At 71.2% G+C, this 25,906-nt stretch carries 19 protein-coding genes; 11 read left to right on the forward strand and 8 right to left on the reverse strand.

Annotation, left to right across the window (positions count from 1 at the left end; translation table 11 throughout):
* Positions 1 to 3: 3 nt before the first annotated feature.
* The 4 genes from OG247_RS35885 to OG247_RS35900 form a co-directional block, all read right to left on the reverse strand.
* Positions 4 to 975, reverse strand: coding sequence for an antibiotic biosynthesis monooxygenase (locus OG247_RS35885; protein ID WP_327256132.1), 972 nt, complete (start codon positions 973 to 975; stop codon positions 4 to 6).
* Positions 972 to 3,698, reverse strand: coding sequence for a molybdopterin-dependent oxidoreductase (locus tag OG247_RS35890; RefSeq protein WP_327256133.1), 2,727 nt, complete (start codon positions 3,696 to 3,698; stop codon positions 972 to 974). Before OG247_RS35890 ends, OG247_RS35885 begins: the two co-directional genes overlap by 4 nt.
* The gene (locus tag OG247_RS35895) at positions 3,695 to 4,522 is read right to left on the reverse strand and encodes an FAD binding domain-containing protein (protein ID WP_327256134.1); all 828 of its coding nucleotides are present in this window, start codon (positions 4,520 to 4,522) and stop codon (positions 3,695 to 3,697) included. Before OG247_RS35895 ends, OG247_RS35890 begins: the two co-directional genes overlap by 4 nt.
* A 165-nt stretch (positions 4,523 to 4,687) precedes the next feature.
* Positions 4,688 to 5,431 carry a MerR family transcriptional regulator gene (locus OG247_RS35900; protein WP_327256135.1) on the reverse strand — a complete coding sequence of 248 codons (744 nt, stop codon included), beginning with the start codon at positions 5,429 to 5,431 and terminating at the stop codon, positions 4,688 to 4,690.
* A gap of 97 nt (positions 5,432 to 5,528) precedes the next feature.
* Here OG247_RS35900 and OG247_RS35905 point away from each other — a divergent pair, with 97 nt between their 5' ends.
* The 4 genes from OG247_RS35905 to OG247_RS35920 all read left to right on the forward strand — a co-directional run bounded on the left by OG247_RS35905 (position 5,529) and on the right by OG247_RS35920 (position 12,689).
* Positions 5,529 to 7,442, forward strand: a complete 1,914-nt coding sequence (locus tag OG247_RS35905; protein ID WP_327256136.1) for an AMP-dependent synthetase/ligase — start codon at positions 5,529 to 5,531, stop codon at positions 7,440 to 7,442.
* 121 nt (positions 7,443 to 7,563) lie between these two features.
* Positions 7,564 to 9,246 (forward strand): aspartate-alanine antiporter, encoded by a 1,683-nt coding sequence (gene aspT / locus OG247_RS35910; protein WP_327256137.1) that lies wholly within the window; start codon positions 7,564 to 7,566, stop codon positions 9,244 to 9,246.
* A 43-nt stretch (positions 9,247 to 9,289) separates the two neighbouring features.
* Positions 9,290 to 10,993 carry an aspartate-alanine antiporter gene (gene aspT, locus OG247_RS35915; RefSeq protein WP_327256138.1) on the forward strand — a complete coding sequence of 568 codons (1,704 nt, stop codon included), beginning with the start codon at positions 9,290 to 9,292 and terminating at the stop codon, positions 10,991 to 10,993.
* A 37-nt stretch (positions 10,994 to 11,030) separates the two neighbouring features.
* Positions 11,031 to 12,689 carry a bifunctional aspartate transaminase/aspartate 4-decarboxylase gene (locus OG247_RS35920; RefSeq protein ID WP_327256139.1) on the forward strand — a complete coding sequence of 553 codons (1,659 nt, stop codon included), beginning with the start codon at positions 11,031 to 11,033 and terminating at the stop codon, positions 12,687 to 12,689.
* An 82-nt stretch (positions 12,690 to 12,771) separates the two neighbouring features.
* Here OG247_RS35920 and sph read toward each other — a convergent pair whose 3' ends face one another.
* A complete protein-coding gene (sph, locus tag OG247_RS35925) occupies positions 12,772 to 13,761 on the reverse strand; it encodes a sphingomyelin phosphodiesterase (RefSeq protein ID WP_327256140.1) in 990 nt (329 codons plus the stop codon).
* Positions 13,762 to 13,891: 130 nt separating this feature from the next.
* Positions 13,892 to 14,140 carry a hypothetical protein gene (locus OG247_RS35930; RefSeq protein ID WP_327256141.1) on the reverse strand — a complete coding sequence of 83 codons (249 nt, stop codon included), beginning with the start codon at positions 14,138 to 14,140 and terminating at the stop codon, positions 13,892 to 13,894.
* A 95-nt stretch (positions 14,141 to 14,235) separates the two neighbouring features.
* Between OG247_RS35930 and OG247_RS35935 the strand changes: the two genes are divergently transcribed.
* On the forward strand, positions 14,236 to 15,099 hold the full coding sequence (locus OG247_RS35935) for an oxygenase MpaB family protein (RefSeq protein ID WP_327256142.1): 864 nt from the start codon (positions 14,236 to 14,238) through the stop codon (positions 15,097 to 15,099).
* A 34-nt stretch (positions 15,100 to 15,133) separates the two neighbouring features.
* Here OG247_RS35935 and OG247_RS35940 read toward each other — a convergent pair whose 3' ends face one another.
* Positions 15,134 to 16,660, reverse strand: coding sequence for a M1 family metallopeptidase (locus tag OG247_RS35940; protein ID WP_327256143.1), 1,527 nt, complete (start codon positions 16,658 to 16,660; stop codon positions 15,134 to 15,136).
* 294 nt (positions 16,661 to 16,954) lie between these two features.
* Between OG247_RS35940 and OG247_RS35945 the strand changes: the two genes are divergently transcribed.
* The 6 genes from OG247_RS35945 to OG247_RS35970 all read left to right on the forward strand — a co-directional run bounded on the left by OG247_RS35945 (position 16,955) and on the right by OG247_RS35970 (position 23,967).
* Positions 16,955 to 17,530: a cysteine hydrolase family protein gene (locus OG247_RS35945; RefSeq protein WP_327256144.1), complete on the forward strand. Its 576-nt coding sequence runs from the start codon at positions 16,955 to 16,957 to the stop codon at positions 17,528 to 17,530.
* Positions 17,531 to 17,654: 124 nt separating this feature from the next.
* Positions 17,655 to 18,518 carry an SCO6745 family protein gene (locus OG247_RS35950; RefSeq protein WP_327256145.1) on the forward strand — a complete coding sequence of 288 codons (864 nt, stop codon included), beginning with the start codon at positions 17,655 to 17,657 and terminating at the stop codon, positions 18,516 to 18,518.
* A gap of 152 nt (positions 18,519 to 18,670) precedes the next feature.
* The gene (locus OG247_RS35955; protein WP_327256146.1) at positions 18,671 to 21,172 is read left to right on the forward strand and encodes a Tex family protein; all 2,502 of its coding nucleotides are present in this window, start codon (positions 18,671 to 18,673) and stop codon (positions 21,170 to 21,172) included.
* 240 nt (positions 21,173 to 21,412) lie between these two features.
* Positions 21,413 to 21,958: a hypothetical protein gene (locus OG247_RS35960; protein WP_327256147.1), complete on the forward strand. Its 546-nt coding sequence runs from the start codon at positions 21,413 to 21,415 to the stop codon at positions 21,956 to 21,958.
* Positions 21,948 to 23,129, forward strand: coding sequence for an MAB_1171c family putative transporter (locus OG247_RS35965; RefSeq protein ID WP_327256148.1), 1,182 nt, complete (start codon positions 21,948 to 21,950; stop codon positions 23,127 to 23,129). Before OG247_RS35960 ends, OG247_RS35965 begins: the two co-directional genes overlap by 11 nt.
* A gap of 58 nt (positions 23,130 to 23,187) precedes the next feature.
* Complete coding sequence (locus tag OG247_RS35970; protein WP_327256149.1) at positions 23,188 to 23,967, forward strand: SDR family NAD(P)-dependent oxidoreductase; 780 nt, start codon at positions 23,188 to 23,190, stop codon at positions 23,965 to 23,967.
* 32 nt (positions 23,968 to 23,999) lie between these two features.
* Here the strand turns inward: OG247_RS35970 and OG247_RS35975 are convergent, their stop codons facing one another.
* Positions 24,000 to 25,904 carry a hypothetical protein gene (locus OG247_RS35975; protein ID WP_327256150.1) on the reverse strand — a complete coding sequence of 635 codons (1,905 nt, stop codon included), beginning with the start codon at positions 25,902 to 25,904 and terminating at the stop codon, positions 24,000 to 24,002.
* Positions 25,905 to 25,906 lie beyond the last annotated feature (2 nt).

A 25,906-nucleotide genomic window follows, 5' to 3' on the forward strand; every position in this document is an offset into this window, starting at 1 on the left:
GGGTCAGGGCAGCGTCCAGAACACCTCTGTCACGAGGTAGAAGACGACGACCCAGAACACGGTCAGCGCGGCGACGATGCCGACGCCGACGAGGTTGGTCCTGGTGGCCGGCTGGTTCGGCGGGGGCCGCAGCCATCGCCTGAGCAGCCGGTTCACATAGTGCGGCATCGTGAAGAAGCTCATGATGAAGCTCGACAGCAGGTTGCCCACGAGCAGTCCGAACCAGAACGGCATGCCCAGCGGATGCAGGGCCAGGGACAGCAGCACGACGGTCGGGTAGAGCCCGACCCAGACCGCGATGGCCGTCTTGGTCTCCGAGGGCGGCGGCGCCTCCTTGCCGTTCTCCTCGAAGGCGAACCAACTGCCGAACGAGTTGTCGATCGTGCGCATCCTGAAGTCGTCGAACTTCTCCCCTTCGGCGAGCATCTCCCGCCGCTTCGCCGACGTCAGCCAGGCGTCCAGGTGTTCGGCGTTGTCGTAGCGGTACAGGGTGGTCCACTCGTCCTGAACGCCTTCGACGGGGCGGAATATCTCCGTGCCGCGGAACCCTTCGAACTTGCCCTCCTCCTGGCTCATGTGCTCCTGCCACGCGAGGAAGTCCTCGACGTTGTCCGGGCGGACGCGATGGCTCACCACCACGGTCACGAGCGGGTCCGTCGGCTGCGTGCCGCCGCTGATCACCTGCTGGGTGGCGGGACCGTCGAAGTAGTGCGCGCCGAGGTCCAGGAGCCTCTGCCTGGTCGCGCCGTTCATCCACGCCTGCAGATGGGCCACCGAGTCGAACCGGTAGACGATCACCCAGTCGGGCTGCAGGGCGGTCGGCTTGGTCACTTCCGCGCCGAGGTGACCGGCGTAGCGGGCGGCGGCGGTGTTGACCTCCTCCTGCCACTTCTCGTACGCCCGCTCCATGCCGGGGCGGACCTTCCGGCCGATGATGACCGTCGCCGCGGCGTCCGTCTGCCCTTTGGCCGTCATCGCCGCGTCCCCGTCCGCGCCGAATGGCTCTCGACGAGCCGGCCGTAGATCCGTTCCGGAGTGAGCGGCAGGTCGCGGTAGCGGATGCCCGTGGCGTCGCGGAGCGCGTTCGCCAGCGCGGGGGCCACCGGGTTGATGCAGCACTCCGCCATCCCCTTGGAGCGCATGGCCCCGACGGAGTCCGACGAGCCCACCAGGAGCACGTCCGTGCGGGGCACGTCGGCGTAGGTGGGGATGCGGTAGTTGCGGAGGTTCGGGTTGGCCATGACGCCGTCGGCGTCGACCTGGAAGTTCTCGGTCAGCGCGAACCCGATGCCCTGGGCGACACCGCCTTCCACCTGTCCCCGCACCTGTTCCGGGTTGATGAGCACACCGGCGTCGGTCGCCTGGACGCTGTACAGGACTCGGATCTCACCCGTCACCGGGTGTACGCCGACGCGGAAGCCCTGCGTATTGGAGGTGACGCTGCGGGGCGAGCCGTACGCCTTGCGGGCGGCCGTGAACCGGATGCCGCGCGCCCGGGCCGTGGCGACGAGGGTGGCCAGCGAGACGCGCTCGTCCCCGCAGACGACGCCGTCGTCGTCCATCGAGCACATCACGACGTGCACGCCCGTGTGCGAGGCGGCGAAGTCCAGGATGCGGTCGCGCACCGCGTTGGCCGCCCGGAGGACCGCGTTGCCGGCCACGAAGAGTCCGGCGCTCGCGAAGGCGCCGGTGTCGAATCCCGTGCGGTCGGTGTCGGACTGCACCAGGCGGATCCGCGACGGCGTCGTACCCAGTTGGTTGGCCGCGATCTGGACGTGCGCGGTCGACGTGCCCTCCCCGAACTCGACGGTGCCGACGGCCAGCTCGTACACGAGGTCGTCGCCGAGCGTGAGCCAGGCCTCGGAGACGTGCTCGGTCGGGGGCGCGGTCTCGTGCATGGAACTCGCGACGCCGACCCCGACGAGCCATCCGGGGCCGGGGGAGGGCTGGTCGGCCGTACGGGCCAGCTCGCCGGCCACGAGGTCGATGCACTTGCCGAGCCCGTCCTCGTGGAACACCACGTCGTCGGGCCCGTCGTGCAGGGCGACGAGCGGCTCGCCCGGTCGCACGATGTTGCGGCGCCGCAGTTCGAGCGGATCCATGTGCAGGGCGAGGGCCAGTTCGTCCATCGCCGATTCCACGGCGAAGGCCGGCTGGGTCATTCCGTAACCGCGCAGGGCGCCGCTCGGAACGGTGTTCGTGTAGACGGAGAAGGCGTCGTACTTCTTGTTGGGGCAGCGGTAGATCATGACGGCGGAGCCGCCCGCGTACAGGGTCTCGCCCCCGTGGTTGCCGTAGGCGCCGGTGTTGGACAGGTTGCGGACCTGGAAGGCGGTCAGGGTGCCGTCGGCCTTCGCGCCGAGCTTGACCGTCAGCTTCATCGGATGCCGGGGCGAAGCCGTGGTGAACTCCTCCTCGCGCGTGTACTCGAAACAGACGGGCCGCCCCGTGTCGAGCGCGGCGAGCGCGGCCAGGTCCTCCGAAATGACCTCCTGCTTGCCGCCGAAACCGCCGCCGACGCGCTTGCAGAACACGCGGAGCTGGTCCGGGCGCAGCGCGAACAGGTACGCCAGCTTCACCTTCGCGATCGACGGAGACTGCGAACTGGTGCGGACGTTCAGCCGCCCGTCCTCCATCCAGGCGATCGAGCCGTGCGTCTCCAGATGTGCGTGCTGTACGCGCGGTGAGAAGTACGTGCCCTCGTGGATCACGTCGGCGGCGGAGAAGCCGGCGTCGACATCGCCGATGTGCGAGTGGATCTCCAGCAGGAGGTTGTGGACGTAGTCGCGGGCGAACGGGTCCTCCGAGCCGTGCAGTTGCGGTGCCCCGTCGGCCATGGCTTCCTCGGGGTCGAAGACCGCCGGCAGCACCTCGTACTCCACGGCCACCTTCCGGCAGCCCTCCTCGGCCGCTCCGACCGTGTCGGCGAGCACCGCGACGACGCGCTGGCCGACGAAGCGGACCGTGTTGTCGAGGATGTAGGTGTCGTCCGGATCGACGAGGTGGTCGGTGTGGATCGCCGTGGTGAAGCGCTTGCGCGGCACGTCCTCCCAGCTGTAGACGCGGTGCACGCCGGGGACCGCGAGCGCGGCGGTCTTGTCGATGGAGAGGATGCGGGCGTGCGCGTGGGGCGAGTGCAGCACCTTGAGGTGCAGCATGCCCTCCATCCGGGTGTCCATCGTGAATTCGGCGCGACCGGTCACCACGTCGTCGGCGGCCGGCGCACCGACGCTCGTTCCCACGGCCCGTCCCGGTGCGGCGCGCTGCACACCGGCGACGCCCTTCACCGCGTCCTCGATCGCCCGGTAGCCGGTGCAACGGCAGAGATTGCCCTTCAGTGACCGTGGCAGGTCCGCCTTCTGCGCCTCGGTGAACGTCGCCGAGGTCATGATCATCCCTGCGGTGCAGAAACCGCACTGGAATCCCGGGGCGTCCCGGAACCGGCGCTGCGCGGGATGCAGGTCGCCCGGTTCTCCGAGACCCTCGATCGTGGTCACCTCATGGCCTTCCGCGCGGAAGGCGGGCGTGATGCAGCTGTGGATCGGAGTGCCGTCCAGCCATACGGTGCACGCGCCGCAGTCGCCGGAGTCGCAGCCCTTCTTGACGCCGAAGTGGCCGAGCGCGCGCAGGAACGTACGCAGACACTGACCGGGGTCCGGTTCCTCGGCGAAGCTCCTGCCGTTCACGGTGTAGGTCATGCCGGGCCCCCAGCCAGGAGTGCGTGCCGGATCTCGTCGGCGAAGTGCAGGGTGAGGTGGTGCCGGTGGTCCGGGGTTCCGTTGGGGTCGGCGAACCAGACGTCGGCAGGGATGGCGTTGATGCTCTGCTGCACCGTGCGGGCATCGGGCACGGTGTCGAAGGCGATGCGCACCGGGCGTGTGGTGCCGGCGGTGACGGTGAGCAGCAGGTCGCCCCTTCCCGGCGTGTGCGTACCGACGAGGAAGACCGTCGAACGGCCGAGGTGGGTCAGCGTGAAGAGGCGGTGTACGGCGCGCTTGCGCAGGGCGCGTGCCGGTATGAGGATGCGCCGCAGTATTTCCCCGGGAGCGAGGATGTTCCGGTTGTTTCCGGTCACGAAGTCGAGGGCATCCACGGTGCGCACCGAGCCGTCGGGGGCCCACAGCTCGTACTCGGCCTCGAGCGCGACCGTCAGGGTGATCATGGGGCCGGCCGGCAGGGACATGCAGATGTTTCCGCCGACGGTCGCCGAGTTCCAGACCTTGAACGAGGACAAGAACGCTTCGCAGCTCTGCGCGATGAGGGGGCCCGCGATCCAGTCGGCCGGCGGCGTGAAGGCGTACAGGTCCCGGATGGTGCACGTGGCGCCGATCTCGAGGCCCGCTTCGCCCGGCACGAGGGGATCCCAGCCCAGGGCCGTCAGGTCGATCAGGCGGCGCAGGTCCGGCTGTTCGGCGGAGAACAGCCACGTCCCGCCCGCGAGCCAGGCATCGCCCTCGCGCCACTCGGCCCCCGGCCGGCCGGACGGTCGCCGGACGACTTCGCCAATCGTGTTGAGGTCCATGAAGCACCTGCCCGTTACACGCAGGGTGGCCGCCACTTCGAGCGGCAGAATCCGCTGGGGCCGTAGGGGCCGACCCGCTCGAAGCAGGATTCGGCGGGCGCCAAGATTCCCTTTCAGCGTACTGAGAACGGGCCCGCCCCGCCAAAGCAGGGCTCTGGACTGCGGCTATGGCCCGCAGGGTGTCTCGCCGGACACGAAGGCGGCCCGCAATTCCTCCTTCAGCGAGCGCTGGAAAGCGGTCACCAGGGCCTGCACCACCATCGGCTGCATGTGCGCGGACAGCGCCTTCATCGACTCCACCCGCTCCGGATCGCTCTCGCCCTCCGTGAACGGCCCCCACACCTCGTCGCGGAACAACGCGGTCAGCTGGTGCGCCGCCGTCCGGGCGTGCCCGAGCAGCACCTCGCGCGCGGCCAGGATCGTCTCGTGGGCGATCGGGACGTCGAGCAGCGCGACCCCGAGCCGCAGCAGCCCCATGTCCACCCGGAAGCCATCCGGGGTCGGCGACAGCACGTTCATGGCCGTCAGCCGCCGGATGTCGGTCTCCGTCAGGGACCGCCCGGCCCGCTTCTCCAGCTCCGCGCGCGAGGAGTCCAGCGCGGCGTCCGGTGCCCAGGTCGCCACCAGCGCGCGGTGGATGGCCAGATCGTGCGCGCTCAGGTCGTCGGGCAGGGCGTCGAGGTAGCGCTCGATGGCGGAGAGGGTCATGCCCTGGTGCTGCAACTCCTCGATGAGCGCGAGGCGGGACAGGTGCTCCGGGCCGTAGCGGCCCACCCGACGGGGTCCGATCACGGGAGGGGGCAAAAGCCCGCGGGTGCTGTAGAACCGTACGGTGCGGACGGTCACACCCGCCCTGGCCGCCAGCTCGTCGACGGTCAGCGACGCCGGCTCCGGTGCCTGGGTGGTCATGGGCTCTCCGCCTTGCTCTCTGATCAGCGCGTCGACACGGTTCGTGTTCAACAGTATTGCTGTCGCACCAATGATGTGAAACGGCGAGGAGCTGCCCATGCCCACGGAACTGCGACTGCCCGCACCCCCCGACGAGCTCACCCTGCCCGCCCTGCTGGCGCGCAACGCCGCCGAGTACGGCGCACTGCCCGCCCTCTCGTGGCGCGAAGGCCCCGACGGCACGGCCTGGACCACCCTCAGCTGGTCGGACGTCCGCCGCAAGGTGGCCGTCCTCGCCGCCGGCTACGCCTCCCTGGGCGTCGAACGCGGCGAGCACGTCCTGCTGATGATGGGCAACCGGCCCGAGCACTGGCTCAGCGACCTCGCCCTGGTCCACCTCGGCGCCGTCCCCGTCACCGTGTACGGGACCTCCGCGCCCGAGCAGATCGCCCACATAGCCCGCCACAGCCGGGCCCGGCTCGCCGTGGTCGAGGGGGCCCGGGAGCTGGCCCGGTGGGAGCCGCTGCTGGCCGACCCCGCGACCCCGCTGGAACGGCTCGTCGTCGCCGAGGCCTCCGAAGCGGGCCCGCACTCGACGTACGCGTCGGTGTACGCCGGCGGAGTCCACCTGCACCGCTCCGAGGTCTTCGAGAAGGCCTGGCGGGAGTCCCGCTCCGAGGACCCGCTGACCGTCGTCTACACCTCGGGCACCACCGGCGATCCCAAGGGGGTGCGCCTGACCCACCGCAACATCGTGCTCCAGTCCGTCCGCCTCGACCGGCACGTCGAACTGCCCGAGCACGCCGAGCACCTCTGCTACCTGCCCTTCGCGCACATCGCCGAGCGGATCCTCGGCATCTACCTCCCGCTCCTGCGGGCCGCCCACGTCCGGCTGTGCGCGGACCCCGCGGCCGTGTCGGTCGCGGTGCGCGAGCTGCACCCGGTGCAGTTCTTCGGGGTGCCCCGGGTGTGGGAGAAGCTGGCCGCCTCCGTACGGGCGGTGCTCGGGCGGCTGCCCGAGGAGCAGCGCCGGGCCATCGAAGCCGCCAACGACCTGGCGCGGGAGCGGGCGGGGCACCGGGAACGCGGTGAGGAGGTCCCGGCCGGGCTCGAAGCCTCGTACGCCCGGGCCAAGGAGCGGGTGCTGGACCCGCTGCTGACACTGGCCGGGCTGGACCGCCTCGTCTGGACGGCCAGTGCCACGGCGCCGATGCCGATCGACGTGGTCCGCTTCTGGGCGGGCTGGGGGATCACGATCATGGACGCGTGGGGGCTGACCGAGACCTCCGGCGTGTGCACGGTCAACAGCCCCGACGCCTTCCGGCTGGGCTCGGTGGGCCGCCCGATCGCGGGGCTGGAGCTGCGGATCGCCGAGGACGGGGAGATCTTCACGCGCGGGGAGACGGTCTTCGGCGGGTACCTCCTCCCGGACGGATCGGTGGAGAGCGCCTCCGACGAGGCGGGCTGGTTCCCGACGGGGGACGTCGGGCGGCTCGACGAGGCGGGGTTCCTCTGGCTGACCGACCGCAAGAAGGAACTGATCATCACCTCGAACGGGAAGAACGTCTCGCCCGCCCTGGTGGAGAACACCGTCAAGGAACACCCGCTGATCGGGCAGGCGCTGGTGCACGGAGACGGCCACTCCTACCTCGTCGCCCTCCTCGTCCTGGACCCCGAACTCGCCCCGGCCTGGGCGCAGGCCCGCGGCATCGAGGCCGCGACGCCCGCGGAACTCGCCGCGCACCCGGCCGTACGGGAGGAGATCGCCCGGGCGGTCGAAGCCGCGAACGCCCGGCTCAACCGCACCGAGCAGATCAAGCGCTACCGGCTGCTGACCGAGGAGTGGGGTCCGGAGTCGGGGGAGCTGACCCCGTCCCTGAAACTGCGCCGCCGGGTGATCCGGGAGAAGTACGCGGAGCTGATCGACGGGCTGTACGCGGAGCCGCGTTCCGGGCCGCACTCCGGGCCGCGTTCCGGACCACGGCCCGGGCCGCGTTCCGCGCCGCCTTCCGAGCAGCCCGAAGCTTCGTAGGAAAGTCCGTCACACGAACGGCCCTGCCCGGTGAGCGGATGATCACTCACCGGGCAAGGGTGAGGGAATGTGCATATGCCCTGAATTCGCCACGCCGCCCGGCAAGGGCGGCTGATCGCCCATGGGTGTGCTGCAAGACCACCCCGAACTCGCCCTGTTCCTCTGCCTCGCGGCCGGCTACCTCCTCGGCAAGGTGCGCGTCGGCCCGATCACCCTCGGCGGCATCTGCGGCACGCTGATCGTGTCACTGCTGCTCGGCGCCTGGGCCAAGATCGAGATCGACGCCGATGTGAAGACGATCTTCTTCGCGCTCTTCATCTTCGCCCTCGGCTACATGGCCGGACCGCAGTTCTTCGCCAACCTCAACCGCAAGAGCCTGCGCTTCTTCGCGCTCTGCTTCATCGAGCTCGTCAGCGTGCTCGGCCTGGCCTACCTGTTGGCCAAGGCCTTCGACCTCGACGTCGGCACCGCCTCCGGCATCCTCGCCGGAGCCGCCACCGAATCGGCCGTGGTCGGCACCGCCACCGAGGCGATCGGCAAACTGCCCGACCTGACCGCGGAGCAGATCTCCACGTACCAGGGCCACGTGGCCACCGCGTACACGGTCTGCTACCTCTTCGGCCTGGTCACCATCGTCATCTACACCAGCCAGATCATGCCGATGCTCCTCCGGGTCAACCTGGCGGACGCCTCGCGAGAGCTGTGGGAGAAGATGCGCGGTGGCGGCTCCGGCGGCCTGGAGAGCGACGAGCGCGAATCCATGCCCGGCCTGGTCGGGCGTACGCACCTGGTCACCCTCGCCGACGGCCGCACCGTCGGGAACCTGGAAGCGGCCTTCGGCGGCGGGGTCACCGTGGAGGCCGTCCGGCGCGGCTCCAAGGACCTCACGCCCGCCCCGGACCTCGAACTCGTCCTCTCCGACCTCGTCCTCGTCGTCGGCCGGCGCTCCGAGGCCATCGCGGCGGGCCGGGCCATCGGCCCGGAGACCCCTGGCATCCCGGGGGTGGACACCCCGCTGGCCACCCGGCAGGTCGCCATGACCGACAAGTCGGTCGCCGGCAAATCGCTGGACGAGATCCGCGCCACCCACGCGGAGTTCGGGCGCAGCGGCGTGTACGTGACCGACGTGCTGCGCGGCGAGCAGCACCTGCCCGCCAACCCGGACACCGTCGTCGAGCGCGGTGACGTCGTCACCCTCGTGGGCGCCCGCTCGGGCCTGAACCGGATCGTCGAGAAGATCGGCACGGTGGCCAAGAACGACTCCACCGACTTCATCTACCTCGGTCTCGGCATCGCGCTCGGCTCGCTCATCGGCCAGCTCGTGGTCCGCCTCGGCGGGGTCCCGCTCTCGCTCGGCACCGGCGGCGGCTGCCTGATCTCGGGTCTGCTCTTCGGCTGGTTCCGCTCCCGCCGGCAGACCTTCGGCGCCTTCCCGCCGCAAGCCGCCACCACCATCAAGGACATGGGGCTCGCGGTCTTCATCGCCTGCACCGGGCTGACCTCGGGCCCGCAGGCCTGGCCGCTGCTCAAGGAGTACGGGGCCCTGCTGCCCTTCGCCGGGATCGCCATGGTCCTCGTACCGGCCACGATCTCGCTGGTCGTCGGACGCAAGCTCCTGAAGATCGAGAAGCCGTTGCTGATCGGCGCCATCGCCGGCCAGCAGTGCTCCACACCGGCCATCACCTCGGTCACGCAAGTGGCCCAGAGCTCGGTGCCGATGCTCGGCTACACGATCACCTACGCGCTGTCCAACTTCCTGCTCCCACTCACAGGGCCGATCCTCGTCGGCATCCTCGGCGCCTGACGACCCCTCCCCACGCACCCAACCCCACCCGGACGGCGCCCACATGATCGATTTCCTGAACAGGAACGTCTTCCAGCCACACCCCGAGCTCCTGGTCTTCGTCACCGTGGCGCTCGGCTTCCTGGTCGGCAAGCTGCGCTGGAAGGCCATCGGGCTGGGCGCCGTCACCGGCTGTCTCATCGTCGGACTCGTCTTCGGCGCCCAGTTCAAGATCACCATCGACGGGACCGTGAAGAACCTCTTCTTCACGATGTTCCTCTTCGCCCTCGGCTACAAGGTCGGGCCGCAGTTCTTCCGCGGCCTGAAGAAGGACGGCCTCCCGCAGGTCCTCAACGCGGTCATCGTCTGCGTCACGGGCCTGCTGGTGTCCTGGGGGTTCGCCGTCATGCTCGGCTACGGGCCGGGGCTCAGCGCCGGTCTGCTGGGCGGCGCGCTCACCCAGTCCGCCGTCATCGGCGTGGCCCAGGACGCGATCGGGAACCTGCCGGGCCTCTCGGCCGACCAGATCAAGGAGCAGGAGGACTTCGTCGCCGTCGGCTACGCGGTCACCTACCCGCTCGGCACCATCCTCTGCGCGATGCTCCTGGCCAACGTGCTGCCCCGGCTCTACCGGCGCAACCTCGCGGCCGAGAGCGCCCAGATCGCCAAGGAGATGGACGCTCCCAGCGACAACCCCGATCTGCACGAGGGCTACTACGAGATCGTCCTGCGGGCCTACACCATCCAGCGGCCCGATCTCGTCGGCCGAACCATCGACGACTTCGAGAACCAGCAGAAGGCGCTGGGCCACCGCATCTACCTCACCCGGGTCCGCCGGGACGGGAAGATCATCGACCACACCCAGCAGACCGCACTGCTCGCGGGTGATGTCGTCGCAGTCAGCGCCCTGCGCGGATCCCTGGTCGACTTCGACGCCCGCACCCACATCGGCCCCGAGACCGACGACGTCGAACTGCTCGGCTACCAGACCGAGACGCTGCACGTGGTCGCCTCGGAGAAGGCGCAGCTGGGCAAGACCATCGCCGAGCTGCGCGCCGAGCCCTTCATGGTCGGGGTCTACATCGACAAGCTCTTCCGCTCCGGTACGGAGTTCCCCTACCGGCTCGCCACCCAGCTGGAACGCGGCGACACCCTGATCCTGTCCGGCCCGAAGCGGCTGGTCGACCCGGCCGGCAAGGCCATCGGCAAGCCGGTGCCCACCAGCTTCGCCACCGACATGATCTGGGTGGGCCTCGGCATCTTCCTCGGCGGCTGCCTGGGCATCCCGGCGCTCACCGTGGGCGGGGTCCCGATCTCGCTGTCCACCTCGGGCGGCGCGCTGATCATGGGCCTGGTCTTCGGCTGGATCCGCGGCAAGTACCCGACGTACGGCAATGTCCCGCCCGGCGCCCAGTGGTTCATGGACACCCTCGGGCTCTGCCTGTTCGTCGCGGTCGTCGGCATCAACGCCGGGCCCAGCTTCACCAGCGGGCTGGCCACCGCCGGCTGGGGGCTGCTGCTCTTCGGCGCCATCGCCACGCTGATCCCGCTGCTGGTCGGCTTCTTCGTCGGCCACCACGTCCAGAAGATCCGCTTCCCGATCCTGATGGGCGTCCTCGCGGGCGGCCAGACCACCACGGCGGCGATCGGCGCGGTCAACGAACAGTCCAAATCGCAGGTGCCGACGCTCGGTTACACGATCCCCTACGCGATCAGCAACGTGCTGCTGACCATCTGGGGCGCCGTCATCGTCATCCTCAACCACTGAACGACCGCCAGAGCCCCTCGAGCCAAAGGAAGCCACCGTGCCGAAGACCACCTTCAGCCGCGAGGAGATCCAGTCCTTCGCGCAGCTCAGCCCGTTCGAGCTGAAGGACAAGTTCATCCAGCTCGCCACGGCCGCCCAGGCCGACAAGCCGGGCCAGAAGGACACCACCGCCCGCGCGATGCTCAACGCGGGCCGCGGCAACCCGAACTGGATCGCCACCGGGCCGCGCGAGGCCTTCTACGCACTGGGCTACTTCGCACTGGACGAGTCCCGCCGGGTGTGGACCGCCGACAACCTGGGCGGGATGCCGGAGAAGAAGGGCATCGGGGAGCGTTTCGAGTCCTGGGCCCGGCGCCACCCCGACCTGCCGGGCGTGGAGATGCTGTCCGCCTGCGTCCAGTACGCCCTGACGCGCTGGCCGTTCGACAAGGACGCCTTCGTGCACGAGCTGACCGACTCCATCACGGGCGACAACTACCCGGTCCCGGACCGGATGCTGACCCACGCGGAGCACATCGTGCGCGGCTACGTCGCCGACGAGATGTTCGGCAAGAAGCCGCCGGAGGGCAACAACCTGTCGCTGTTCGCGACCGAGGGCGGCACCGCCGCCATGTGCTACATCTTCGACTCCCTGATGAAGAACGGGATCCTGAAGAAGGGCGACAAGATCGCCCTGATGGCCCCGGTGTTCACCCCGTACATCGAGATCCCCGAGCTCGACACCTTCGAGTTCGAGGTGGTCAACGTCTCCGCGAGCCTGTTCGCCGAGACCGGCGTGCGCCAGTGGCGCTACCCGGAGGAGGAGGTCGCCAAGCTGGCCGACCCCTCCGTGAAGCTCGTCTGCCTGGTCAACCCGTCCAACCCGCCCTCGCTCGCGCTGAGCGACCGGGTGGCGAACCAGATCAAGGACATCGTCGCCACCACCAACCCGAACCTGCTGATCGTCACGGACGACGTGTACGGCACCTTCGTCCCCGGCTTCCGCTCGATCGCCGCCGACCTGCCCCGCAACACCCTGCTCGTGTACTCGTACTCCAAGCACTACGGCTGCACCGGCTGGCGACTCGGCGTCATCGGGCTGCACGACGACAACGTCATCGACGACATGGTCGCGGGCTTCCCCCAGGACCAGAAGGACCGCCTGGCCAAGCGGTACGGCACCCTCAGCCTGGAGCCGGAGAAGATCCGCTTCATCGACCGGCTCGTCGCGGACTCCCGTTCGGTGGCCCTCAACCACACGGCCGGCCTCTCGCTGCCGCAGCAGACGATGATGGTGCTCTTCTCGCTCTTCGACATGCTGGACGAGGGCCAGGCGTACAAGGAGCGCATCCGGCAGATCGTCCACCGCAGGCTCGACCTGCTGCTGGAGGGCGCCCAGATGAAGATCTCCGAGGACGACAAGCGGGCCGGGTACTACATCGAGCTCGATCTGCTGGCCGAGGCGGAACGGGTCCACGGCAAGGACTTCGCGGACTTCCTGGAGAAGAACTACGAACCGGTCGACCCGCTGTTCCGGCTCGCCGAGCAGACCTCGGTGGTCCTCCTCAACGGCGGCGGCTTCGACGGCCCCCAGTGGTCGGTGCGCGTCTCGCTGGCCAACCTCGACGACCTGGACTACCTGAAGATCGGCCACCACCTGCGGGCGATCTTCAACGACTACGCGAGCGAGTGGGAGCGGGCGAAGGCGAACGGCTGACGGCCGCGGCCCGCGGCCCGTCGAACGACGAAGGGGGGTGCCCGCCGGATCGCGGCGGGCACCCCCCTTCCGCAGGAGTGGATCAGCGGCCGATCAACGGGTAGTGGTCGGAGAGGTTGTCGTAGGTGTAGGAGGTACCCCAGCTGGAGACCGTCCAGGGCGCCGACTGCTCCAGGACCACGTTGTTCTCCCAGTTCGCCGGGCGGGCGTTGCCCTTGCGGTAGAGCACGTAGTCCAGGTCCTCGCGCGGGTCGGTCGGGTAGCGGTAGCTCGCTATCGAGTTCAGCGCGGTGTCGAAGGAGTACGTGTGCCCGGTGCGGGTGTCGGAGGCCGCCAGGTCGGCGTTGGCCAGCATGGTGGCGAGCTCCGGGGTGCGCGAGTCGACGTTCAAGTCGCCCGCCACGATGACCTGCTCGCTCGCCGGGATGTTCTTGCCGTCCAGGAACGCGTCGATGTTCCGGAACTGGCGGGCGCGCATCTCCGCCGCCTCGCCCGCGCCGCAGCCCGGGTCGGTGGACTGGGCGTGGGTGCCGACCACGTGGACCTTGGTGCCGTTCACGTTCAGCACGACGTAGGCGAAGCCCTTGTTGGACCACCAGTCGGCGCCGCAGGCGTCCTTGTAGACCACCTGCTCCTTGCGCACGATCGGCCACTTGCTGACGATCGTGACGCCGCCGTCCTCCGGGGTGGTGGAGGAGTAGGCGCCGCCCGTGGCGTCCCAGCCGCTCTTGCTGCGGCCCACGACGGGGGTCTGGTACGGGTACTGCGCGGCCGAGTTGGCCTTCAGCGCGTCGGAGGCGCCGTTGTCGAAGGCCTCCTGGAGCACGACCACGTCGTGGCCCTGGTACCAGGAGGCCTTGGGGATCTCGGCCGCCCGGTGGTCCTGGCCCCAGTTGGGGTACAGGCTCTTGCTCATCAGGAACGCGTTGTACGACAGGACGCTGAGCCGCGGTGCGGCGGCGCTCTCGGCCGCGGTGGCGGCCGGAGCCGTGGTCGCCACGAGCGATCCGACGGCGATCGCGGCGACGGCCGCGGCGGCGGCACGGGCCCTGCGGGGCTGGATCTGGGGCATGGAGGTTCCCTCGTTCCTGTGGGGGAAGATCGGCTCCGCCATCCAAGCAGCCAGGGTTACTTCGCGGTAACACCTGTGACACGGGTTTCTGGACGCAGTCGTACTTCTTAGGGGTTCCGGGCCCGCGCCCTCAGCCGGCCCGCCGGTCGTCGTCCTGCGCGGAGGTCCAGGTGAAGCCGCCGAGACCGCCTGCTCCGGCCCCGCCGGACGTGTCGCAGGCGCCGGAGGCGTTCTCCCGGTGCCGCCGGAACCGCAGGAGGAAGTACGGCACCGCGAACAGCGCGAAGAGCACCGCGAAGACCAGGGCCAGCGTCACGGCGGTGCCGGCGAGCATCCAGGGCGCCAGGGACTTCAGCACGGCCTCGGGGGACAGGTTCATGGCCGCAGGATGCACCGTCCACAGGGTCCGGCGGAAGCCGTCGGACCCCCTGCATACTGGGAGAACGGCAGTTTCGACACCCTGGGAGCACACGGATGGGCACGACGGAGCAAAGCGACCCCGAGCCCCCGCCGCCCGGGGGAGTGCTCTGGACCATCGCCGGAGACGTCCGCGCGCTGCTCATGCTGCCCGCCGCCTTCACCCTGCAGGTCGCCCACCCCGCCATCGGCGCCGGGGTCGACGAGCACTCCGTCTTCCGCACCGACCCCTGGGGCCGAGGCGAGCGCTCCCTGCGCTCCGTCCAGCTGTGGGTGTACGGCGGGGCGGACGCCGCGGCCGAGGGGCGCCGGGTGCGCCGCCTGCACAAGGAGATCCAGGGCACCGACACCCGGGGGCGCCGCTACCACTCCCTCGACCCGGCCTGCTACGCCTGGGTGCATGCCACCGGCTTCCCGGTCTACCTGTACGCCGGCCGCTACCTGCTGCGCCCCTTCACCCCCGCCCAGGAGCGCCGGCTCTACCAGGAGTGGCTCCAGGTCGGCCGCATCCTCGGTCTGCGCGACCGGGACATGCCGCAGAGCATCGAGGAGTACTGGCCGTACTACCACCGGATGCTGGCCGAGGAGATCGAGCCCACCAAGGTCGCCCGCGAACTCCTCGCCACCGACGCGCCCCTGCCCCGCCCCGCCGGCGGCCCGCTGCCGGTCCGTCTGCTGCTGCGCCTGACCTGGCCCGTCCTGCGGGCCGCCTTCCTGCACTTCCGGGCCTTCGTCACCGCCGGCTACATGCCGCCCGAGGCGCGCGCCGCCATCGGTCTGGAATGGACCCCGGCCCAGGAGCGCCGCCTGCGCCGCTTCAGCACGGCCGTACGCCTCCTCGTACCCCTCTTGCCGGAGCGCCTGCGCTACCTCCCGATCGCCCGCGCCGCCCGGGCGCGCGTACGCGCCGCCGCCCGCTGAGGGGCGACGGCGCGCGGCTTCGCGGGGCGGCGGGTCAGTGGTCGTGCACGGAGTCCGTCGCGGAGATCTTCTTCCAGGACTTCGGCTCGGCAGCCGGCTTGGCGGCCGGTGAGCGCAGGGTGCGGTTGCCCGGAGCCGCGGCCGGCAGCTTCTTCGTCGTGTTCAGCGCGGAGGCGTCCGGCTTGCCCGGGGTGTAGAGCCAGGTCTCGAAGAGCTGCGCGAGCGGCTGGTTCGAGACCTTCTCCGCGTAGCGGACGAAGTCGCCGACCTTGGCGTTGCCGTAGGCGCGCTCGGTCGGCCAGCCCTTCAGGATCCGGAAGAACTTCTCGTCGCCGATCTGGTTGCGCAGAGCCTGGAGGGCGATCGCCCCGCGGTCGTAGACGGCTCCGTGGAACTGGTTCTCCGGACCCGGGTCACCCGGCTTGACCTGCCAGAACGGGTCCTCGGCCGGCCGCAGGCCGTACGCCCAGTCCGCGAGCTCCTGAGCGGTTCCCTCGCCCTGCTTCTCCGACCACAGCCACTGGCTGTAGCGGGCGAAGCCCTCGTTGACCCAGATGTCCTTCCAGCCGTCGACCGACACGCTGTCCCCGTACCACTGGTGGGCCAGCTCGTGCACGACCACGGACACGTTCGCGCCGTTCGCGAACTGCCGGGGACTGTAGAACGGCCGGGTCTGCGTCTCCAGCGCGAACCCGGTGGGCACGTTCGGCACGTAACCGCCGAGCGCGTTGAACGGGTACGGACCGAACACCCCCTCCAGCCACTCCGCGACCTCACCGGTCCGCTCCACGCTGGCGCGCGCCGCGCCCGCGTTGTCGCCGAGGTCCTGGCTGTAGGCGTTCAGGATCGGCAGCCCGCTCGCCGTCTTGTCGGTGGTGATGTCGAACTTGCCGATGGCCAGGGTGGCGAGGTACGTGGCCTGCGGCTTGTTCGAGCGCCAGTTGTACCGGGTCCAGCCAAGCCGCGAACTCTGCGACTGCAGCACGCCGTTGCTGATGGCCTGGGTGCCGTCGGGCACGTTCACCGACACGTCGAAGGTGGCCTTGTCGAGCGGGTGGTCGTTGCTCGGGAACCACCAGATCGCCGAGTCGGGCTCCTGCGCGGCGACGCCGCCGTCCGGGGTGCGCTGCCAGGCGGTGAAGCCGTCGACCTTGAACTCGGAGGGCTTGCCCGCGTACTTGACGACCACGCTCGACTGCTTGCCGCGCTGGAGCGGGGTGGCCGGGGTGACCTCCAGCTCCTGGGTGCCGGACTTGGCGAACTTCGCCTTGACCCCGTTGACCCGGATCTCGCTGACGTCCAGACCGAAGTCCAGGTTGAAGCGGGACAGGTCCTGCTTCGCGGTGGTGAGCAGGGTGGCGGTGCCCTCCAGCAGGTCGGTCTTCGGCTGGTACTGGAGGCGCAGGTCGTAATGGGACACCTCGTACCCGCCGTTGCCGCTGGCCGGGTAGTAGGGATCGCCGATACCCGGTGCGCCCGGAACGGAGCTCGCCGCCGACGCCGGGATCACCAGCAGAAGGGAGGCGGCGAGCACGCTCGGGGCGATGACTTTGCGGTGCACCTTTGACTCCAAAGGGTTGGGGAGTGGCTTCCGTTCGACCGTATTCACGCCCGGGACCCCACGTCATGGCTACGGCGCCTCCTGTCACACGATCGCCACGCGTCTGAAAGACGCCCGTGCGGAACGCGCCCGATCCGGGACGCAGCGACACCCCGCGCACCGCTCCCGGCTGCGCGGACCGATGTCCTGATCTGCGGTTCAGCCGTCATTGCCCGCGCGTTCGCAGCGTCCTAGCGTTGAGGTCGTGGCCCCCGAGTCGGCCGCGAACCCCACCCTCGTGAGAACGGCACCCCCATGGCTACCACCACCCTGCGTCAGCTCAACGGCTTCGACGAGACCCCCGCGACCTTCGAGGACGCGGTCCTGGTCCTCGTCGACTACCAGAACACCTACACCGGCGGCGTCATGGAACTCGACGGCTGGGAGCCCGCGCTGGCCTCCGCCTCCCGGCTCCTCGCCCGGGCCCGCGAGGCCGGCGCCCCCGTCGTCCACATCCGGGACGGCGGATACGGCGTCGACACCGAGCCGGGCACCCTCCATGCCTCGGTCGCACCCCTGGCCGGCGAGGCCGTCGTCACCAAGTCCGTACCGAACGGCTTCCACCGCACCGATCTCCACGAGATCATCGAGGCCACCGGCCGCAAGAACCTGATCATCGCCGGGTTCATGACCAACATGTGCACCCTCTTCACCACCGAGGGCGCCTTCCTACACGGCTACGCCCCGACGGTCGTCGCCGATGCCTCGGCGACGCGGGCGCTGGAAAGCCCGGCCGGAGCCCTGACCGCGCGGCAGATCCACCAGGCGGCCCTCGCCACGGTCACCGAGCTCTACGGAGTGGTCGTCGCCACCGGAGCCGAAGTGAAGTAGCGCCGGACCGCCCCCGGTCCGGCGAGGCCCTGCCGGAGCGGGGGCCGGGCATGTCGAACGTCCCGGAAGCGGAGCCTCGCGTACCGCACTTCTCTCCCTACCAAGCAGTCGTTAGCCTGCCCGCATGACTCTTCCGGAGCACGCCGCCCGCAGCTGCTGGCACGGGGCGATCAACCCGCTGCACTCCACCGTCTACTTCTCGCCCGACCTCGGCAAGGAATTCGCCGCCCTCGGGATCACCGACCGCAACGCCGTCAACCTCGCCTCCCGCTCCGCCGCCATGGGCGCGGTCGGCGCGGGCACGGTGACGGCCACCTTCTACAACTACCGCCACGACCTCATCGCCCGGCACCTGCCCGCCGTCTGGGACACCGCCACCCCCGAGCAGGTCCTCGCCGCCCGGCTGCGGGCCGCGGACAGCACGCTGCGCCGGCTCCTCGGCGAGGAGACCATCGCCTCCCCCGAGATCGCCGAGGCCGCCGGGCTGGCGATGCGCGCGACCGAGGCCTGCACCCGGCACGCCCGTACGCTCTACTCGGCCCACGCGGACCTCCCCATACCCGAGGAGCCCCACCTCAAGCTGTGGCACGCCACCACCCTGCTGCGCGAGCACCGCGGCGACGGGCACCTCGTCGCCCTGCTCACCCTCGGCCTGGATCCGGTTGAGGCCCTGGTCAGCCACACGGCCAGCGGCCACGGCATGACCCCGAAGTACCTCAAGTACATCCGCGGCTGGGACCAGTCCGACCTCGACGCGGCCGCGGACCGGCTGCGCGAGCGCGGCCTGCTCGACGCCGGGGGCGAGCTCACGCCCGAGGGCGCGGAGCTGCGCGAAGCGCTGGAGACGGAAACCGACCGCCTCGACGAGGCTCCGTACGAGCACCTCGGCGCGGCCTCGGTCGCCCGGCTCGCGGAGATCGGCGGCGGTCTCACCGTCCAGGCCTTCGTCGCCGGAGCCTTCCCGGGGGACCTCATGGGCAAGGCCTGAGACCCGGACCGGGCCCGGCTCCCGACGTCCGCCGCCGCCACCTGCCACAATTGGCAGCCTTCCGACGCAGCACGCAGCACGCAGCAGGCTGCACGCAGTACGCAGCACGGACCAGCAGCACGAACACGTACGAAGGCAGGCGGGACCGCACAGTGACGATGTCCATCGAAGGCAGGATCGCCGAGGAGCTCGGCGTACGGGAGCGGCAGGTCAAGTCCGCCGTCGAGCTGCTCGACGGCGGCTCGACCGTGCCGTTCATCGCGCGCTACCGCAAGGAAGCGACCGAGATGCTCGACGACGCCCAGCTGCGCACCCTGGAGGAGCGCCTGCGCTACCTGCGCGAGCTGGAGGACCGGCGGGCGGCGATCCTCGACTCCGTCCGGGAGCAGGGCAAGCTCGACGCCGAGCTGGAGGCCCGCATCAACGCGGCCGACACCAAGGCACGGCTGGAGGACATCTACCTCCCCTTCAAGACCAAGCGCCGCACCAAGGCACAGATCGCCCGCGAGGCAGGCCTCGCGCCGCTCGCCGAGGGGCTGCTGGCCGATCCGTCGCAGGAACCGGCCGTGGCGGCCGCCGCGTTCGTCGACACGGACAAGGGCGTGGCCGACGCGGCCGCCGCCCTGGAGGGCGCCCGCTCCATCCTCACCGAGAAGTTCGGCGAGGACGCCGACCTCATCGGCGAACTGCGCGAGCGCATGTGGGGCCGCGGCCGGCTCGCCGCGAAGGTCCGCGAGGGCAAGGAGGAGGCGGGCGCCAAGTTCGCCGACTACTTCGACTTCACCGAGCCGTTCACCGCCCTCCCCTCGCACCGCGTGCTCGCCATGCTCCGCGGGGAGAAGGAGGACGTGCTCGACCTCACCCTGGAGCCCGAAGAGCCGAGCGACACGCCCGGGCCTTCCACGTACGAGGGCATGGTCGCCCGCCGCTTCGGCATCAACGATCGCGGCCGCCCCGGCGACAAGTGGCTCGCCGACACCGTCCGCTGGGCCTGGCGCACGAAGATCCAGGTGCACCTCGGCCTCGACCTGCGCTCCCGGCTGCGCGCGGCCGCCGAGGACGAGGCGGTACGGGTCTTCGCGTTCAACCTGCGCGACCTGCTGCTCGCCGCACCCGCCGGCACCCGCGCCACGCTCGGACTGGACCCGGGCTTCCGCACCGGCGTGAAGGTGGCCGTGGTGGACGCCACCGGCAAGGTGGTCGCCACCGAGGTGATCTATCCGCACGTGCCCGCGAACAAGTGGGACGACGCGCTGGCCAAGCTGGCCCGCCTCGCCAAGGAGCACGCGGTCGAGCTCGTGGCCATCGGCAACGGCACGGCCTCCCGGGAGACCGACAAGCTCGCCGCGGACCTCATCACCCGCCACCCCGAGCTGAAGCTCACCAAGGTGATGGTCTCGGAGGCCGGCGCCTCCGTGTACTCGGCGTCCGCCTTCGCCTCGCAGGAACTCCCGGACATGGACGTGTCCTTGCGCGGCGCGGTCTCCATCGCCCGGCGCCTGCAGGACCCGCTCGCCGAACTGGTGAAGATCGACCCGAAGTCGATCGGCGTCGGCCAGTACCAGCACGACCTGTCCGAGGTGAAGCTCTCGCGTTCGCTCGACGCCGTGGTCGAGGACTGTGTGAACGGCGTCGGCGTCGACGTCAACACCGCGTCCGCGCCGCTGCTTTCGCGCGTGTCGGGCATCAGCGGCGGACTCGCCGAGAACATCGTGGCGCACCGCGATGCCAACGGCCCCTTCCGCAACCGCAAGGGGCTCAAGGACGTGGCCCGGCTGGGCCCGAAGGCGTACGAACAGTGCGCGGGCTTCCTGCGGATCCGCGGCGGGGACGACCCGCTGGACTCCTCCAGCGTGCACCCCGAGGCCTACCCGGTGGTCCGTACGATGGGCAAGACGGCGGGCAGCGAGGTGGCGGCCCTGATCGGCAACACCGGTGTGCTGCGCTCGCTGCGACCGGAGCAGTTCGTCACGGAGGCCTTCGGCCTGCCGACGGTCACGGACATCCTGCGCGAGCTGGAGAAGCCGGGCCGGGACCCGCGGCCCGCGTTCAAGACGGCGACCTTCAAGGAGGGAGTCGAGAAGATCGGCGACCTGGCCCCCGGGATGATCCTGGAAGGCGTGGTCACCAATGTGGCCGCCTTCGGCGCCTTCATCGACATCGGCGTCCACCAGGACGGGCTGGCGCACGTCTCGGCCCTGTCGAAGAACTTCGTCAAGGACCCGCGGGACGTGGTGAAGCCGGGCGACATCGTCCGGGTCAAGGTCATGGACGTGGACATCCCGCGCAAGCGCATCTCGCTGACGCTGCGCCTGGAGGACGAGGCGGAGCGAGGCGGCGCCGACGGTGGCGCCCCGAGGCAGCGCGAGGAGCGGGGCGAGCGGCGGGGCGGCGGCCGGCCCCCGCAGCAGCGCGGCCCGGCGGGCGGCCAGGGAAGCCAGGGCGGTCAGGGCGGCGGCGAGCGCGGCCAGGGCGGCCAGGGCGGCTCCCGCGACGGCGGCAAGGGCCGCCGCCAGGGCGGTCAGGGCGGCGGCGGCCCGCGTCAGGGCGGTCAGGGCGGCGGCGCTCCGGCCCCCGCCAACAGCGCGATGGCCGACGCCCTGCGCCGGGCGGGGCTCAGCGGCCCCGACGAGCGGGGTGGCCGCAAGCGCTAGCCACTCGTGGCAGTGCGTGCCGGATTGGCTGAATAGGCACCCGACATGGGGACAAACCTTGCCAACTCATTCGGATGATCTGTAGGGATGACGGAACGCCCGTTCGTCTTTCGGCGAGCGGGCTTCCTTGTTTCCCCTCGGGACCGCACTCCCGGGGTCGCCTTGAAGGCTAAGGACGTCATGCCCCAGCCCACACATACTTATCACCGTTGCCCGAGAAAGGGTCCGAAGAGGGAACACATGCGCCACCCTCAACCCAGCCTGCGCAAACGGTGTGAGGCGATTCTCGGCCGTCTTGAACTGACACACCCCTTCTCGCTCGAAGGACTGTGCGAGCGGATAGCCGAGCAGCGGGGCCGTCCCATCCGGCTCCACCCGCTGCCCAAGGAGGCCGCGGAGTCCGGAGTGTGCGGACTGTGGGTCGGCACCGCCGCCGTGGACTACGTCTTCTACGAGGCGCAGACCACCCCGCTGCACCGGGAGCACATCGTGCTCCACGAGATCGGCCACATCCTGTTCGGTCACCATTCGCTGGAAGTCCCCGACGAGGGCTCCCCGGGCGCCGGCGGGTCGGACGGATCCGTTCCCACCGTGCTCGGGCGCACCAACTACACCACCCGCCAGGAGCGGGAGGCGGAGATGCTCGCCAGCATGATCCGCATCCGCACGGGGACCAGCGCCCCGCACCCCGGCCACGGGGCCGCGGGCCGGGACACCCTCGCACGGCTGGAGTCCGCGATGGGCTACGAGCGGCACGGACGGGGGCCGGTTCACCGTGGCCTCTGACCTGATCGCCTTCGGCGACGCGCTCGCCGTCCCCGGCGTCGTCTGCCTCTGGATCGCCGTCCTGCTCCGCGCGCCCGGCGCCCTGCGCGCCCCGCACCAGCGGGGCCTGTGGCTCGCCGTCGCCACCGCCGCGGCCGCGATGACCCTGAACCTCCCCGACGTCGTCGCCTACGCCATGGGCCGCGATCCGGGCTACGCGCACACCATCGGGCTGGCGCGCAACCTCATCGGCGTCCTCTCGGCCGGCGCCGTGCTCTACTTCGTGGCCGCCGCCACCCGTGGCCGCAGGCTCCAGATCGCCTCCGGGGCCGGCACGGTCCTGTGGCTGACCGTCCTCGTCGTACTGGACGCGGCCGCGCCCGACCACGGCACGCACACCATCCCGCCCGCCGGCGACCCGGTGCCCTCCCTCGCGTACTGGCTGGTGCTGATCTCCGCCCACCTGATCGCCAACACCGTCTGCGTACTGGTCTGCTGGCGCTACAGCCGCCGCGCCGAGAGCCGGGGCCTCGCCGCGGGCCTGCTGCTGTTCGCCCTGGGCACCGCGCTAGCCGGGGTGTTCTGGTTCGTGTACCTGCTCAAGGCGCTGTTCGGCTTCACCTGGGCGATGCCCGCGAACCCGCTGCTGATGAACGTGCACGGACTGCTCCGCGCCGCCGCGATCCTCGTCCCGACGCTGTTCACCTTCCGCCGCACGGCCGCCGACGTCGCCACCGCCTGGCGGCTGTGGCCGCTCTGGCGCGACCTGGTCCACGCCGTCCCGCACGTCGCCCTCAACAAGCCGCGCGCCGGCCGGGTGCTGGAGCTGCTGTGGCCGCCGGTCCCGCGCAACCTGCTCGTCTACCGCAAGGTCATCGAGACCCGCGACGCCATCCTGATCCTGGGGGAGTACGTCGCCCCGGGCGTGCCGGAGCTCGCGCGCAGCCACGTGGCCGGCAGCGGAGTACCCGAACAGCGGGCCAGTGCGGCCGCGCTGGCCTGCGTACTGAAGGAGGCGCGGCAGGCGAAGCTGGCCGGGATCCCGCAACAGCGTGCCGACGAGGACGCCTTGGAGCTGCCCGCGGCCCTCCAGACCTGTGCCGAGGGGGGAGACCTGGAAGGCGAGACCCGCTTCCTGGTGGACGTGGCCCAGGCCTACGCCTCACCGGCCACGGCGGGCTTCACCGCGTGAACCTGAACCCGTACAGGCAGACCCCGAACGTGCCCGACAGCCAGGAAGCGAACGTCTCTTGACCACCACCGTACTGATCACAGGGGCCAGCGCCGGACTCGGCGCGGCCTTCGCCCGCGGGTTCGCCGCCAAGGGCTGCGACCTCGTCCTCGTCGCCCGGGACAAGAGCCGCCTCGAAGCCGTCGCCGCGGACCTCGCCCGGGAATTCGGCTCCGTCTGCGAGGTGTTGCCCGCCGACCTGCTCGACGCGGGCGGACTCGCGGCCGTCGCCGAGCGGCTCGCCGACCGGGCCCGGCCCGTCGACATCCTGGTGAACAACGCCGGCTTCGGACTCCCCGCGCCCTTCCCGTACAGCCCGGTCGAGGACGAGGAGCGGATGCTCGACCTGCTGGTCAAGGTGCCGCTCCGGCTCACCCACGCGGTGCTCCCCGGCCTGCGCGAGCGCCGGCGCGGCGCGGTGCTCAACGTCTCCTCGGTGGCCGGACTGCTCCCGACCGGGACCTACGGCGCCGCGAAGGCCTGGATCACGGCCTTCAGCGAATCGCTGCGCGTGGACATGGAGCCGTACGGGGTCCGCGTGCTGGCGGTGGTGCCGGGATTCACCCGCACCGAGTTCCAGGAGCGTGCCGGGATGGACGTCACCGCCCTGCGCGACGCGGTGTGGCTGGAGCCGCACGACGTGGTGGCCCAGGCCCTGAAGGACCTGGCCCGGCGCCGGCCGGTGAGCATCACGGGCCGGCACTACCGGGCGTACGCCCTGGCGGTGCGCCACCTCCCGCGGGCCTTCGTGGCCCGCAAGATGGCCCGCACCCGGCGCCCTCCGGCGGACGCGGGATAAGCCCCGCCCGTCCGCCTCCCCGTGCCGGGCCCTCAAGGACCGCTGATCCGGTCCAGGGCTTCCCGCGCGTCCCGGAGCAGTTCCTCGTCCATGAGGAAGCTCGCGCCGTACCGGCGGGGCGGCCCGGCCACCACGGCCCGCAGCGCCGGCAGGGCGGCCGCCGCGGGCGGGCCGATCGCCCCCAGCGCGCGCACGGTCCGCAACGTCACCTCGGTGACGCGGTGTTCGGCCAGCGGCGCCAGCTCCGGCAGCAGCGCCGTAACCGCGGGGGCCGGGTCGCCGGTGATCCGCCACCAGGCTTCGGCCGCGCCCACCCTGGTCCACTCGCCCGGGCTGTCGAGCAGGGCCCGCACCGAGTCGGCGTACGGGGCTGCGAGCGGCCCGAGGTCGGCGAGGTAGCGCAGCACCGGGCGGCCGAATCCCGCCCGGGCCGCCGGTCCGCCCGCCCCCAGCGCCAGTTCGGGGTCGCCGGTCACCCGCCAGTACGCCCAGGCCGCGGTCTGCGCACCCTGCCACGGCTTCGGCGAGCGTTCCCCGCCGGGGCCGAAGCGCCACGGGACCACGTCGCCCCGGGCGAGCCCGGCGAGCGCCCCGGCGGCGGCCGAGGCGGCCGGTCCGATCCGGCCCAGGGCCTCGGCGGCCGGACGTGCGGCCCGGCCGTCCAGCAGATCGGACAGCTCCGGCACGGCCGGAGCCGCGGCCGGGCCCCACTGGGCGAGGATCCGCAGGACCCTGTCGGCGCCGGGGGCCCCGGGACCGTGCGCGAGCCGGTCCCGGAAGACGGGCAGCAGCTCCGGTGCCCAGTGCACGGGCAGCGCGCCGACCTTCAGGAAGGAGTCCCCGAGCATCTCGCGGTACGGGGGCACCGCCCGCCGGTCTCCGATGTGGACCAGGGCCCGTACCGCGGCGTGCGAGTCGGGCCAGACGCGACCGGCGGGCCGCTGGAGCGCGCGCACGATCCGGTCCGCGTACGGGGCCGCCGCCTTCCCGCAGTCGGCCAGCGCCATCAGTGCTTCGCCCGCGACCTCGGGCTCGTCCTCCAGTCCGCCGGCCACCGTCTCCCACAGGTGCGCCGCGGGGTGGCGCCAGGAGCGGAGCTGGAGGGCGGCCGCCCGGACGGCCTGGGTCCGCAGGGCCGGATCCCGGTGCCGGGCCAGGCCCTCGACCAGCGCTTCCCCCTCGCGCGGATGGGCCGCGACCTGAACCGCGAACCGGTCCATCGTCGCGTAGCCCTCGGGAAACCAGGGCACCACCGGCAGCAGGCCGGTACCGATCTCGGCGAAGACCCCGGCGACGCGGCGGCCCGTGCCCTCCGCGCCTCCGGGGGCGGCCCTCAGCAGCACCACCCGCGCGGCGGCCAGTCGTACGAGGGGGTGCCGGTGGTCCAGCCAGGCCCGGGCCCACTCCGCGGCGGCCGCCCGGTCGCCCGTTCCCGACAGCACTCCCACCGCGAGCAGGTGGGAGACCAGCGCCGTCGGGTCGCGTTCCACCGCGGCCTGCCGCCGCAGAGCGTCCAGCGTCGTGGGATCCTCGTGCCCGAGCTCGCGCAGCGCCCAGGACGCGCCGGTCCGGACCCGGGCCGACGGGTCCGACACCAGCGGGACGAGGTGGTGCGCACGGGCCGCGAAGGCGAGGAAGGTCGGGCGGTGCACGCCGACGCGGCGCTCGCCGATGCCCTGGGCGCGCCGGGCCAGCAGGCCGAGGGCCAGGGCCCGCCGGCGCCGGTCGAGGCGCGGAAGCAGCTCGATGAGCCGCCCGGTGACTTCCACGAACAGCGGCTCGTCGCTCTGCCAGCCGATCAGCTTCTCCAACCGGGCCCAGGAGGAGCGCCGCAGCCCCGGTATCCGCAGTCCGCGCAGCAGCCCGGGAACCTCCTCCCGCCCCGCCGCCACCCCTTCGAGCTCGTGCCAGGGCGTCCCGGCCCCCCGTTCGTCCATGT

It is taken from the genome of Streptomyces sp. NBC_01244 (assembly GCF_035987325.1).
Classification (GTDB): Bacteria; Actinomycetota; Actinomycetes; order Streptomycetales; family Streptomycetaceae; genus Streptomyces.

Bases quoted from the DNA above. Each gene is read 5' to 3' on its own strand.
- OG247_RS35975 (WP_327256150.1), bottom strand. From the start codon at position 25,904: ATGGACGAACGGGGGGCCGGGACGCCCTGGCACGAGCTCGAAGGGGTG.
- OG247_RS35930 (WP_327256141.1), bottom strand. From the start codon at position 14,140: ATGAACCTGTCCCCCGAGGCCGTGCTGAAGTCCCTGGCGCCCTGGATG.
- OG247_RS35935 (WP_327256142.1), top strand. From the start codon at position 14,236: ATGGGCACGACGGAGCAAAGCGACCCCGAGCCCCCGCCGCCCGGGGGA.
- OG247_RS35960 (WP_327256147.1), top strand. From the start codon at position 21,413: ATGCGCCACCCTCAACCCAGCCTGCGCAAACGGTGTGAGGCGATTCTC.
- OG247_RS35885 (WP_327256132.1), bottom strand. From the start codon at position 975: ATGACGGCCAAAGGGCAGACGGACGCCGCGGCGACGGTCATCATCGGC.
- OG247_RS35945 (WP_327256144.1), top strand. From the start codon at position 16,955: ATGGCTACCACCACCCTGCGTCAGCTCAACGGCTTCGACGAGACCCCC.
- OG247_RS35890 (WP_327256133.1), bottom strand. From the start codon at position 3,698: ATGACCTACACCGTGAACGGCAGGAGCTTCGCCGAGGAACCGGACCCC.
- aspT (WP_327256137.1), top strand. From the start codon at position 7,564: ATGGGTGTGCTGCAAGACCACCCCGAACTCGCCCTGTTCCTCTGCCTC.
- OG247_RS35900 (WP_327256135.1), bottom strand. From the start codon at position 5,431: ATGACCACCCAGGCACCGGAGCCGGCGTCGCTGACCGTCGACGAGCTG.
- aspT (WP_327256138.1), top strand. From the start codon at position 9,290: ATGATCGATTTCCTGAACAGGAACGTCTTCCAGCCACACCCCGAGCTC.
- sph (WP_327256140.1), bottom strand. From the start codon at position 13,761: ATGCCCCAGATCCAGCCCCGCAGGGCCCGTGCCGCCGCCGCGGCCGTC.
- OG247_RS35895 (WP_327256134.1), bottom strand. From the start codon at position 4,522: ATGGACCTCAACACGATTGGCGAAGTCGTCCGGCGACCGTCCGGCCGG.
- OG247_RS35950 (WP_327256145.1), top strand. From the start codon at position 17,655: ATGACTCTTCCGGAGCACGCCGCCCGCAGCTGCTGGCACGGGGCGATC.
- OG247_RS35905 (WP_327256136.1), top strand. From the start codon at position 5,529: ATGCCCACGGAACTGCGACTGCCCGCACCCCCCGACGAGCTCACCCTG.